The organism is Thermodesulfobacteriota bacterium (genome assembly GCA_026415035.1).
Lineage (GTDB): Bacteria > Desulfobacterota > BSN033 > BSN033 > UBA1163 > RBG-16-49-23.
This window is the reverse complement of sequence record JAOAHX010000010.1, coordinates 14,602-26,962: the sequence shown is the minus strand read 5'-3', so window position 1 is coordinate 26,962 and position 12,361 is coordinate 14,602. Positions and strand designations below refer to the sequence as shown.

Below are 12,361 nucleotides of genomic sequence, written 5' to 3'. Positions count from 1 at the left end.
GAGGCTCGATAATTCCCGGCTCAGATCCCCCAGGAGGTTCTCATCCGCGATCGTCCTCTTGATCTCCTCTAAATCCCTGGTCTCCGCCTCGAAGCTCTCCCTCACCTCGTCGGTGGCCTTCTTGAATTCCCGCATCGCCCTGCCGAAGGCCCTGGCAAGCTCCGGCAGTTTATTCGGCCCAAAGACGATCAGGGCGATCGCCCCGATGATCAGAAGCTCAGGAAGCCCTATATTGAACATCGATTCACCTCAAGAGGTTTATATCACAGTTCCTCCTCCCTTTTCAATGGAAGGGTCAAAAAGAAGGGCGAGATCGACCGCCCTCAAAGGCCCCTATTCCGATTCGAAATCCCTTTCGTTTCAGTTATAATAATGCCAAGGAGAGCCATGGAGCTCGGTTTCTTAAAAACCCTGGTCATCATCTTCGGCGTCTCTGCCTCGGTCATCTACCTCCTTCACAGGGTGAGGGTCCCTTCCATCGTGGGTTTTCTGGCCGCCGGGGTCCTCCTCGGCCCCCACGGGTTTGGGCTGGTTCGAGATATCCGAGAGGTCGAGCTTCTTGCCGAAATCGGGGTGATCCTCCTCCTCTTCACCATCGGGCTGGAGATTTCGCTGAAGAACCTCAAGCGGATCCGCTCGGCCGTGTTAGGAGGGGGCCTCTCCCAGGTCCTGCTGACCTTCCTCCTCACCGCCGCCCTCTCCTATCCCTTCTTGGAGAGGTGGAACAGTTCGCTCTTCGCCGGATTTCTCGTCGCCCTTTCGAGCACCGCGATCGTGATGAAGATGCTCTTCGACCGGGGAGAGATCGACACCCCTCACGGAAGACTCTCCATCGCCATCCTCATCTTTCAGGACCTCTGCGTCGTTCCCTTGATGCTCCTCATCCCCATCCTCTCCGGCGGAGGAGGAAATCCCCTCGAACTCCTCTGGATGCTCTTCAAATCGGCGGCCATCATCTTCCTCGTCATCTTCGGGGCCCGCTCGCTCGTCCCCCATCTCCTCCATCAGATCGTCCATACCCGGAGCCGGGAGCTCTTCGTCATCACCATCATCCTCCTCTGTCTCGGGACAGCCCTCCTGACCTCCTGGCTCGGCCTCTCCCTTGCGCTCGGGGCCTTCTTAGCCGGGTTGATCATCTCGGAATCGGAGTATGCCTACCAGGCCATTTCGGACATCCTGCCTTTCAAGGAGAGCTTCAACGGCCTCTTCTTCATCTCCATCGGGATGTTGATGAACCTCCTCTTTCTCCGGGAACATATCCTCTCCATCCTCCTCTGTGTGGTCCTCATCCTCCTACTCAAAACCTTCACAGGTTTCTTATCGGTCCATCTGATGGGCCATCCCGTCCGCATCTCCCTTCAGACGGGGATCCATCTGGCCCAGATCGGGGAGTTCTCCTTTGTCCTCGCCGTGGCGGGAAAGTCCGCAGGGCTGCTCTCCGAAAGCCACTACCAGATTTTCCTTTCCACTTCGGTCATGACGATGATCCTCACCCCCTTTCTCATCCAGGCCTCGCCCACCCTCTCCGCCTATGTGAGCTCCAAAAGGCTTCTCCACCGGTTGGACCGGATGAGGAGGCGGGCGGAAAAGGAGATGCACCTTCCGGGCAGAAAGGACCACGTCATCATCATCGGCTTTGGGCTCAACGGAAGAAATGTGGCGGAGGTCCTCCGGGAGACCTCCATCCCCTATGTGGTGCTCGACCTCAATAACGAGACCGTCCGGGAGATGAGAAAAAAGGGGGAGCCGATCTTTTACGGAGACGGGACGAGCCCGGAGATCCTCCATAAACTGGGCCTGGCCACCGCCCGGATGCTGGTCGTTGTCATCTCCGATCCCGCCTCCACCCGCAGGATCGTCCAGTTGGCCCGAAAGGAGAACCCCAGGATCTATATCATCGTCCGGACCCGTTACATCGCTGAGGTGGAGGACCTCCTTCAGCTCGGGGCCAACGAGGTCATCCCGGAGGAGTTCGAGACCTCGATCGAGATCTTCGCCAAGGTCCTCCATCGCTATCAGGTTCCGAGAAACCTCATCAACGAACAGATCGAGAGGATCCGGAGTAGGAGCTACGAGACCCTGAGGCGGGTGGAGCTTCCGGTGAGGAGCCTTCCCGAGAAATGCGAACTGATCACCGACATCGAGACCGAATCCTACCTGATTGGCGATGGGACCCCTGCGGTGGGACGCTCCATCCGGGATCTGAAGATCCGCTCCCGGACCGGGGCCACGGTCATCGCGGTCAGGCGAAACGGCGAGGTCCTGCCCAGCCCGGAGCCGGACTTTCTCTTCAAAGCCGGGGATGTCGTCTACCTCATCGGAGAACGCGAGAAGGTCCTGAAGGCCATCGAGTTGATCGAGACACCCCCTTAAGCCGGTTGCGGGGAAAAGAGGGGGATGTTATAAAAACTGAAATCCCGTTAAAAGAGAGGATCTTCCCTCCACCCTTCCTGACCACAGTCGATAGTGCCTGAATCGTCTCCATCGAGCTCACCCTTTGGTCTTTAAAGGTTCGACTTCTGTGACGATTCCCTATGGGTAGAGGGGGAGGGATGAGAAAAGGGTCGATGGGAGAAGAACGCATGGTCCCGGTTCAGATCAACATTCCATATTCGATGCTCCTCCAGAGGGTCGATTTCGTCCTCCAGCACCGATTCTTTCCCGAAATCTACTTCAGTGCCGACGAGCTGGACAGTTACCGGAGGGAGGAGGCGAGGGATCTGGCTCAAACCCTACGCCAACATGGGATCGAGGTCACCCTCCACGGGCCTTTTATGGATTTGAGCCCCGGAGGGGTGGATCGTAAGGTCAGGGAGGTGACGATCGACCGCTTCTCAAGCACGATCGAGGTGGCCGATCTTTTTAAACCGAAGACCATCGTCTTTCACCCTGGATACGAAAGGTGGAAATTCGACGGCGATGTGAACCTCTGGCTCCAGGGCAGCCTCCAGACTTGGAGACCCCTGGTGGAGGAGGTGACCGAAAGGGGGCTCATGATCGCCCTCGAAAACGTCTATGAGGAGAGTCCTGAGCCCCTTTTAAGGCTTTTAAGAGAGATCTCATCGCCTCACTTCCGGTTCTGCTTCGATACAGGCCATCATCAGGTCTTCAGCAACGTGCCGGTCTCTTTGTGGATGAAGGCCTTAGGGGAGTATCTCATAGAGGTCCACCTCCATGACAATCACGGCGAGATGGACGAACACCTCCCCATCGGAGAAGGTAAATTCAACTTTAACGAACTCTTCAGTCTCTTTTCGAGGTTAAGACTTAAGCCCATCCACACGATTGAGCCCCACGAGGAGGCCCACCTCTGGAGGAGCCTTAAAGCCCTCCAGGAGTTCATCCCTTCTGGCCAGCCATAGCCAGATCCCTTTAAAAAGGTTGGTCAAGCGTTGATTAATTCAACACCCTTTTGTAAAATTTTTCAACATTAATAAATGTTTAAATTTTAAGCGTTTAGCTGATTTGTAGGGTTTTGAGCTGTTGAAAAATTCAGCGCTAAGAAGAAGCCCTCTCTAAACACCTCCCTTTGAGACCATTCCCCAAGAAATTATAACCTTCTGTAATTACAATGAGTTTTAATTTTTGGCCCGCGAATTTCAAACCTGGCCAGGTTTTTGATAATTCGATAAGTGAAAACTGAAGAAAGAGAGGTGAGAAAGATGGTCGTTCTCTTAGTTGCCCTGACATTCTTGGTAGCAATCGTGGCAAAGGCCATCGTCCAACCTTCGGTTGAGAAGGAGTGGATGGTCATTTCTCCAAAAGCGATGGTGCCAGAAGGCATGAGGGCCTGAGGCCAGATTAAGAAAGGAGGGAGAAAATGGTATTCATCTTCGTCGTCATGACATTCATCGGTGCAATCGTCATCGGGAACATTATCCGCCGAAGGGTCCTCGAAAAGGAGGCCTCGAGAAGGGTGGTGAGGAGAGAACCGGTGATGAGGCTTGGGCCTGTTGCGGCCGTCCCTGCCTTTGAAGGCGCGCTCCAGTTCCCCAAGGACGTCTATTTTCACAAGGGACACGCCTGGGCCAAACCCGGCGAGGGGAACGAGGTCAAGGTGGGTCTTGACGATTTCACCCAGCAAGTCATGGGAGACATCGAAGGGATCGAGGTCCCTCCCGTCGGCAGCCAATTGAAACAGGGCGAGGTCGCCTGGAAGCTCCGTAAGGGAAAGCGGCAATTGAAACAACTGGCCCCTCTGGGCGGGACCGTCGTAGCGGTCAACGAGAAAGTGGTGAAAGACCCATCCCTGCTGAATCTCTCCCCTTACGAGAAGGGGTGGATCTTGAAGATCAGACCGAAGGCCTTCAGCGAGGAACTTCCGGAACTGATGGACGCCTTCCAATTCGAGATCCATTTCGATCGGCTGAAAAACAAGTTCCGATCCTCCTTGAGCCATCAATCGTTAGGAGTGGTCTATGGAGACGGTGGCGAGCTCGTCAGGGGAGCCGGGGGCATCCTCGAGGACAGGCTCTGGAAGATCCTGGTGACCGAGCTGTTCCACACGACTCCGGAATGACCGTGAAAGGAGAGTGACCGAGATGGTACCCATCTTCATCGCATTGACGATCGCAGGTTTTCTCGGGGTCCAAGCCCTCACCCACAGGAGGGTGATGGGAACCCAACGTTAAGGAGAGCCTTAAAGGAGGAATCCATGGCCATCGATCGAAGGAGCTTTTTAAAGATCTTGGGTGCGGGCATCGTCGGAGGGGGCATGGCCACTCTGGCCGGCGGAAACCTTCTGGCCTCCCAGAAGGCGAAGGCCCCAGGGCCCGCCTCTTCGAAAGAATTTCTTGGGATTCTCGTCGATACCACCCGGTGTGTGGGTTGCCGTTCCTGTGAGGCGGGCTGTGCCGAAGCCAACCATCTTCCTGTCCCGGACATCAGCGACTCCTCGGTCTTCGACAGGAGGCGGAAGACGACCCTGGAACAATGGACCGTGGTCAATCGTTTCGAGACCGAGAAGGGAGAGGTCTTCGTCAAGACCCAGTGCATGCACTGCAATCAACCGGGTTGTGTGTCGGCCTGTCTGGTCAAGGCCTTCGAAAAGAAGAAGGAGGGGCCGGTCACGTGGGCGACCAACTGCATGGGTTGCCGCTACTGCATGATCGCCTGCCCCTTTGACATGCCGAAGTTCGAGTACCATAGCCCCACCCCCCGAATCCTGAAGTGCACGCTCTGCTGGGAGCGGCTCAGCAAGGGAGAGAAGCCCGCCTGCGTGGAAAGCTGCCCGGAAGAGGCCCTCACCTTCGGCACCCGGAGGGGATTGGTGGAGGAGGCCAAACGCCGGATCTATGGGGAGAAGGAAGGGAAATATTATCCCCATATTTACGGAGAGCATGAGGTCGGCGGCACGGGCTATCTCTATCTCGCTAAGGTCCCTTTTGACCAGATCGGCTTCCGGACGAACTTGGGGACCAAGGCCTATCCGGAATATACGAAGGGGTTCTTCTGGAATATCGTCCTGGTCGATATCCTCATTCCCCCGTTCTTATTGGGAATCTACCATGCGACCCGGCGGGAGAAGAAGGTCAAAGCGATCGAAGGAGGGAAACGATGAGGGCTCTGCCTGCTGTGGAGGAAACAAGAGGCTTCAAAGAGATCGTTCGCTTCGTCTGGAGCGAAATGAAACCGAAGGGGAACATCTTCACCCCCTTCAATATGATCACGGCTCCCATCATGCTCATCGGCGCGGTCATCATCCTGATGCGGTTCACGATGGGATTGGGCGCCACGACCAACCTCTCCCAGGAGTTTCCGTGGGGGTTGTGGATCGCCTTCGATGTGATGATCGGGATCGCCTTTGCAGGTGGGGCCTATACGCTCACCTTTGTCTACTACATCCTGGGGGCGGAGAAGTACCACCCCATCATCCGGGCCACCATCCTCAACGGGTTTCTGGCCTATGTCTTCTACTCGAGCGCCTTGCTTCTGGACCTCGGGCGGCCCTGGAACGCCCTGAACTATATCATCGGGAACAAGTACGGGGTCAGTTCGGTCCTCTTCATGGTGGCTTGGCATTTCTTCCTCTACACCGTGGCCCTCTTTCTCGAGTTTTCGCCGATCGCGGCCGAATGGTTAGGCCTCAAGAGGGTAAGGAAGGTCTTGGGAGGGCTCACGCTGGGGGCGGTCATCTTCGGGATCATGCTTTCGACCGGACATCAGGCCGGGATCGGAGGGATCTTTCTGCTGGCCAAGCATAATATCCATCCCCTCTGGTACTCGGATTACATCCATGTCCTCTTCGTGGTGTCGAGCATCTTTGCCGGGCTCTCCATGGTCATCTTCGAGGGGACGATCAGCCATCGCGTCTTTCACCACCAGATGGACCACGAGCACCGGGCGACCCATGACGACATCGTGATCGGTCTTGGAAAGGTGTGCGCGGTCGTCCTCTTCGTCTACTTCTTCATCAAGCTCGTGGAATTCCTCCACGGAAAGCAATGGGGCCTGGTGGCCACCCCGATGGGTTACTGGTACCTGACCGAGATCATCGGTTTCGTCCTGGTGCCCTGCGCTCTCTTCCTCCACGGGGCGCGGCACTTCAGCGTGGCCACGATTCGAGCCGCGGCCATCCTGACCATGGTCGGGATCCTCATCAATCGGTTCAATATCTGCATCATCGCCTACAAATGGTGGATCCCGCTGAGCGAAAGATATCTGCCCTCTTGGATGGAAGTGATGGTCACGCTCTCGATCATCTGCGCGGAGATGTGGGTCTTCAGGTGGGTGGTCAACCGGATGCCGGTCTTAAGAAAATCGCCCGCCTGGGTCCATGAAGAGAAAGGTCAAGAAAAGGCGACATTGATCAGAAAGGAGGTTCCCCAATGGAAGGCTTCAGCTATGTAGACCTTTTTGCAACGAAATCTCTCGAATACCTGCTGGTCATCGGATTTCTCCTCCTCTTCATCCCCTTCTGGAAGCTTCTGAATAAACCGGCCAGGGCGGTCCTCGAGGCGGCGACGGAGAGGGTGGCGGCGATCGGCGAATGGTTCAGGGTTCCGGAGAGGGTCTATTTCCATCCTGGCCATAGCTGGGCCGCGCTGGAAGGGGGGCATGTGGTGAAGGTGGGGCTGGACGATTTCGCTCAAAAGCTCGTCGGAAAGATCGATGCGATCCGGATCCCCGCCGTAGGCTCCACGGTCCATCAGGGAGACAAGGCCTGGACCCTTGAGGTCGACTCCAAGGCGATCGAGATGCTCTCTCCCGTCGAGGGAAAGGTGGTGGCGGTCAATGAAGAGGTGATCCGCTCGCCCGAGAAGCTCCGGAAGGACCCTTACGAAAACTGGTTGTTGAAGGTGGAGGCCCCCCGATTTTCGGTCAACAAGAGGCAGCTCCTTTCCGGGTCGCTCGCCCAGAAGTGGATGGAAGAGGTTCGGGAGAACCTCATGTCGAGAATGAATTACAACCTCGGCCTCCTCTATCAAGACGGTGGCGAGCTGGTCGATGGGATGGCCCGAAGCCTCGATCCCGAACATTGGGACGAGATTGTCAAGGATTGCTTCCTCGTCGGTGAGGCTTCGTAAGAGGGGTCGGTCCGCACGGTTGACCTTTCGCGGAGGAGAGGAGATAGGCTCTCCAGAGGAACCGAAAGGTCAACCCAAGGCCCTCAGGGGGAAGGGAAATGGAGAAGAAGATCGATTCATCCCGGAACATCGAGGGTTATTCGCTCATCGGGAAGAACGAATTGAAGTGCGTCTGGATGACCGCGGGCCTCCTCACCTATAAGCTCTGCAAATATAACCTCGAGTGCGACAAGTGTCCCCTGGATCGGGAGCTCCGAAACCTCTCTCCCACCCCCGCCCTCGAGGAGGCCGCCTCCCCGAGGCCTCCGGACCCTTTCCTCCAAGTCAAACCCTCCCTCTTCTACCATCCCGGCCATACATGGGTGAAGGTCGAAAGCGAGAGGGAGGTCCGAGTGGGGATCGACCACTTTTTGGCCGAGCTCATGGGAGAGGTGAAGGCCGTCCTGTTTTCCCTCGTCCACCGACGATGCCACCAGGGCGAACCCCTCTGTTCGATCGTCCAGGAAGAGGGCATTCTCCACGTCCGTTCTCCGATCAGCGGTTCCCTCCTCGGGGTCAACCCGAGGTTGAAAGACCATCCCGACCTGGTCCGCCAGAAACCTCTCGGAGAGGGCTATCTGCTCACGTTGAAGCCGAAGAACCTCCAACGGGAACAGAGGAACTTCCTTTACGGCGAAGCGGCCCACGCCTGGTGTCGAAGGGAATGGGAGCGCTTTAAAACGGAGATCCTTTCGGAAAGTCCCTCCAGGCCGGACCCATTGGGCAAGACCCTGCAGGACGGCCGGATCAGCCTGAGAGAGATCAAGCAGGCCCTCGACCCCGAGCGATACTGCCTGTTGATCGACACCTTTTTACGAAAAGGAGAACGATCTCCCCTGGAGAGATGACCTCGACGAATCTCCCGCTGAAAGACCGATCCTCCCATCCTTTCCTCCACTCCCCTCTCTTTTTTCGTTTCACCCATCGAGGAGGCCTTTGTCTCTCCATTGATGGGTGTCCGAGAATGTGGTAAAAAGGAGGAGGATCGGTCAAGGCTTCGGGAACTTCGATCCTGGGCCGACTTCCCAAGAAAGGGATAGGATGAGGAGTCGAATCAAAGAGTGGCTGACCAGAACCTTTTTGCCCCTCCTCCGGAGCTTGAGCTTCCGGAGCGTGAGCTTCAAGCTCTACTTCCTGCTGGCCATCCTCCTGATGATCTCCTTTGCCGGGATCATGTATTTCAACATCACCTCCTACACAAAACATCTCAACGAGAGCGTCATCAACCATGCCATCCAGGCCAGCGACCTGATCAAACGTTCGACCCGATACAGCATGCTCAAGAACGATCGGGACCACCTCTATAACATCATCACCGCCATCGGGGCAGAGGAGGGGGTGGAGGGCATCCGGATCTACAATAAGCCGGGGGTGATCGCCTTTTCCGACAACCTCTACGAAGTCGGAACCACGGTGGACATCAAGGCCGAACAGTGCATCGTCTGCCACGACAAGGTCCCTCCTCCGGTCACCCTTTCCACGCAGAATCGGATCCGGATCTTCACCTCTCCGAAAGGCTATCGGGTCTTGGGCCTCATCAACCCCATCGAGAACGAGCCCTCCTGTTACAACACGACCGAGTGTCATGACCACTCGCCCAAGGACAAGCTTCTCGGGCTGCTCGATGTGAAGCTCTCCTTGAAGGCGGTCGACGAAGAGAACGCCCGGACCAAACGGCAGATGCTCCTCTTCTCGACCATCATGGTGGTGGTGACGGCCCTGCTCTTTGCCGGGTTCATCATCCGCCTGGTCCACCACCCCATCCGGAAGCTCTCCAGAGGCACCCGGGAGGTGGCCAACCTGAACCTCGACTACGTCATCGACTTCGACTCCAATGACGAGATGGGAGAGCTGGCCCGATCCTTCAACCGGATGATCCGACAGCTGAAGGCGGCCAACGAGGCCAACCAGGAGTGGGCCTCCACCCTCGAGAAGAAGGTGGAGGAGAAGACGGAGGAGCTGAAGAAGATCCAGGCCAACATCGTCCTGATGGAGAAGATCGCCTCTCTCGGGAAATTGTCGGCCGTGGTCGCCCATGAGATCAACAACCCCCTGTCGGGCATCCTCACCTATGCGAGCCTCTGCCTCAAGCTCCTCCAGAACCCCGCCTCGTCTCCCCAGAACGACTCTCTGGTCCGTTACCTCACCGTGATCAAGGACGAGACCAAACGCTGTGGCGAGATCGTCAAGAACCTCCTGGTCTTCGCCAAGAAGGACTTCGGGAAATGGACGGAGGAGAGCCTCCATAAGATCCTCCAGATCGGGATCGCCCTGGTGAGGCACAACATGGAGATGAAGGAGTTGGAGCTCGTCACGGAGTTCGGGGAGGGGGATGACACCCTCTACTGCGATGCCAGCGGGATCCAGCACGTCTTCGTCGCCCTCTTCATGAACGCCATCGAGGCGATGTCCAAGGGCGGCCGGTTGACGGTCAAGACGGAGCCCGGCTACAGCCCGGAGCAGGTGCGGGTGACGGTCTCGGATACGGGCTGCGGGATCCCCCCGGATATCCTTCCCAACATCTTCGAGCCCTTCTTCTCGACGAAAGAATCGACCGGGTTGGGCCTGGCGGTCGTCTACCGGATCGTCCAACAGCACGAGGGAAAGATCGAGGTGGAGTCGAAACTGAACGAGGGGACCACCTTTCGGATCTACCTGACCCGCCGGCCTTCCAGGTCCAACCAGGCGATCGATCAAGAAGGGGCGGGGCTCAGCGCCTATATCAAATAAAAGGAGCGGAGGGATGGAGAACCAGAACATCGGCATCTTGATCGTGGATGATGAGTTTTCGGTCAGGGACTCCCTCTACAACTGGTTCCAGGTCGAAGGCTACCGGGTCGACACGGCCGCCGATGCGACCGAGGCCTTGAAGAAGCTCCAGGAGGCCCCCTGGGACATCGTCCTGCTCGACATCAAGATGCCCGGGATGGACGGGATCGAACTTCACAAACACATCAAGAGGATCGACAAGACGATCGCCGTGATCATCATCACCGCCTACGCCACGGTCGATACGGCCGTGGAGGCGATGAAGGACGGGGCCTTTGATTACATCTCCAAGCCCGTCGATCCCGACAAGCTTTCGATCCTGATTCGAAATGCGATCAATCAGAGGAGGCTTGTGGCCGAAAACCTCCAGCTGAAGCAGAAGGTCGAGGAGCTCTCCCTTCAGGACGAGATCGTCGGCGAGAGTCCGCAGATCAAGAAGATCTTGGAGATGATCGACGTGGTGGCCCAGACCGATGCCACGGTCCTGATCCGGGGGGAGAGCGGGACGGGAAAGGAGCTGGTCGCCCAGGCGATCCACAGCAAGAGCAACCGGCGATATTTCCCCATCATCTCCATCAATTGTGGGGCTCTGACCGAAGGGCTTCTGGAGAGCGAGCTCTTCGGCCATGAGAAAGGCGCCTTCACCGGCGCCCAGTATAAACGGAAGGGGAAGCTGGAGATGGCCAACGGAGGGACCATCTTCTTCGACGAGATCGGGAACATCCCCCTCAAGATGCAGATGGATCTCTTGCGGGTCATCGAGACGAAACAGTTCACCCCTCTCGGAAGCAACAAGGTCATCCACGTCGACTTCCGCGTGATCGCGGCCACCAATACCGATCTTGAAAAGGCGGTGGAAGAGAAGACGTTTCGGGAGGATCTCTACTACCGATTGAACGTCTTCTCCATCCACATCCCGCCTCTGCGGGAACGGGCGATGGACATCCCCCTTCTCGCCCACTACTTTCTCAAAAAGTATGCCCAGTCGATGAACAAGAAGGTGACTGAGATCTCACCGGAGGCCATGAAGATCCTGACCGAATACGACTGGCCAGGCAACATCCGGGAGCTGAGAAACTGCATCGAGAGGGCTTTGGTGGTGGTGGGCAAGAAGGAGCGGATCGAGAAGGAGGACATCTTCCTTCCTCACCTGAGCCGGCCGGTTCTTCCCGAGGCGGAATCCCTGGAGGAGATGGAGAAGGTTCACATCCAGAGGGTCCTGGAGCGGACCGGTTGGAATATCACGAAGTCGGCCGAGATCCTGAAGATCGACCGGGTGACCCTTTACAACAAGATCAAGAAATATCACTTGCAGAAGTAGCCGATCCCTTCATGCCCTATATTGACATCGTCCCCATCGGCAAGGTCGATGAAACCTTACTCTTCTTCCTCCGGGAAGACCTCTTCGACACCTTCAACATCGAGACCCGAATCCGTCACAAATCCTTCGAACTCTCCTCGGTCTACGACCCCTCGCGGAACCAGTATAACTCGAGCGGCCTGCTTCTGCAGCTCATCCAGGATCCTCCTCCGGAGACCTTGAGGATCTTGGGCGTGACCGAACTGGACCTCTTCATCCCCATCTTCACCTTTCTCTTCGGCGAGGCCCAGCTCAACGGGATCGGGTCGATCGTCTCCGCCCATCGCCTCCACAACCCCTTCTACGGCCTTCCGGAAGACCTCTCCCTCCTGCAGAGCCGGCTCTTCAAAGAGAGCGTCCACGAACTGGGACATACCTTCGGTCTCATCCACTGTTTCAACCTGAGGTGTGTGATGAACACCTCGACCTACGTGGAAGACATCGACCAGAAATCGGAACGCTTCTGCCGGTCCTGCCAGCGGCAGATCCTCCAGTGGAAGGCCGAAAGGGATCTCTAAGGCTTCCTGGCGTATCTTGACCGGCCAGGCTCTCCTTGCGAATCTTCAGATAAGATTTTATCCTTGCCTCGCCCATGTAGAGACACAATGAAACCGGAGATAAAGAAACGTTTTAAAAACGATCGTTTCTTCTACGGGTGGTATATCGT

Annotated in this window: 12 protein-coding genes; 11 read left to right on the top strand and 1 reads right to left on the bottom strand. The window is 56.7% G+C overall.

Annotation, left to right across the window (positions count from 1 at the left end):
• The coding region (gene tatB / locus N3G78_07620) for a Sec-independent protein translocase protein TatB (GenBank protein ID MCX8117779.1) at positions 1-240 on the bottom strand (240 nt) is incomplete at its 3' end.
• A gap of 147 nt (positions 241-387) precedes the next feature.
• On the opposite strand from tatB, the gene N3G78_07615 reads away from it, so the two are divergent.
• The 11 genes from N3G78_07615 (at position 388) to N3G78_07565 (ending at position 12,212) form a co-directional block, all read left to right on the top strand.
• Complete coding sequence (locus tag N3G78_07615; GenBank protein MCX8117778.1) at positions 388-2,373, top strand: cation:proton antiporter; 1,986 nt, start codon at positions 388-390, stop codon at positions 2,371-2,373.
• A gap of 194 nt (positions 2,374-2,567) precedes the next feature.
• Positions 2,568-3,362 (top strand): sugar phosphate isomerase/epimerase, encoded by a 795-nt coding sequence (locus N3G78_07610; GenBank protein MCX8117777.1) that lies wholly within the window; start codon positions 2,568-2,570, stop codon positions 3,360-3,362.
• 300 nt (positions 3,363-3,662) lie between these two features.
• On the top strand, positions 3,663-3,794 hold the full coding sequence (locus N3G78_07605; protein ID MCX8117776.1) for a hypothetical protein: 132 nt from the start codon (positions 3,663-3,665) through the stop codon (positions 3,792-3,794).
• 26 nt (positions 3,795-3,820) lie between these two features.
• Complete coding sequence (locus tag N3G78_07600; protein ID MCX8117775.1) at positions 3,821-4,519, top strand: glycine cleavage system protein H; 699 nt, start codon at positions 3,821-3,823, stop codon at positions 4,517-4,519.
• 135 nt (positions 4,520-4,654) lie between these two features.
• Entirely contained in the window at positions 4,655-5,560 is a 906-nt protein-coding gene (locus tag N3G78_07595) for a 4Fe-4S dicluster domain-containing protein (GenBank protein MCX8117774.1), read from the top strand.
• The gene (gene nrfD / locus N3G78_07590) at positions 5,557-6,849 is read left to right on the top strand and encodes a polysulfide reductase NrfD (protein ID MCX8117773.1); all 1,293 of its coding nucleotides are present in this window, start codon (positions 5,557-5,559) and stop codon (positions 6,847-6,849) included. Before N3G78_07595 ends, nrfD begins: the two co-directional genes overlap by 4 nt.
• Entirely contained in the window at positions 6,828-7,526 is a 699-nt protein-coding gene (locus tag N3G78_07585) for a glycine cleavage system protein H (GenBank protein MCX8117772.1), read from the top strand. The genes nrfD and N3G78_07585 overlap by 22 nt, the downstream gene beginning before the upstream one ends.
• 98 nt (positions 7,527-7,624) lie before the next feature.
• Positions 7,625-8,413 (top strand): glycine cleavage system protein H, encoded by a 789-nt coding sequence (locus N3G78_07580; protein MCX8117771.1) that lies wholly within the window; start codon positions 7,625-7,627, stop codon positions 8,411-8,413.
• A gap of 193 nt (positions 8,414-8,606) precedes the next feature.
• Positions 8,607-10,295 carry an ATP-binding protein gene (locus N3G78_07575; GenBank protein MCX8117770.1) on the top strand — a complete coding sequence of 563 codons (1,689 nt, stop codon included), beginning with the start codon at positions 8,607-8,609 and terminating at the stop codon, positions 10,293-10,295.
• 13 nt (positions 10,296-10,308) lie between these two features.
• Positions 10,309-11,655 carry a sigma-54 dependent transcriptional regulator gene (locus tag N3G78_07570; protein MCX8117769.1) on the top strand — a complete coding sequence of 449 codons (1,347 nt, stop codon included), beginning with the start codon at positions 10,309-10,311 and terminating at the stop codon, positions 11,653-11,655.
• Positions 11,656-11,666: 11 nt separating this feature from the next.
• The gene (locus N3G78_07565; GenBank protein MCX8117768.1) at positions 11,667-12,212 is read left to right on the top strand and encodes an archaemetzincin family Zn-dependent metalloprotease; all 546 of its coding nucleotides are present in this window, start codon (positions 11,667-11,669) and stop codon (positions 12,210-12,212) included.
• The last annotated feature ends 149 nt before the right edge of the window (positions 12,213-12,361 follow it).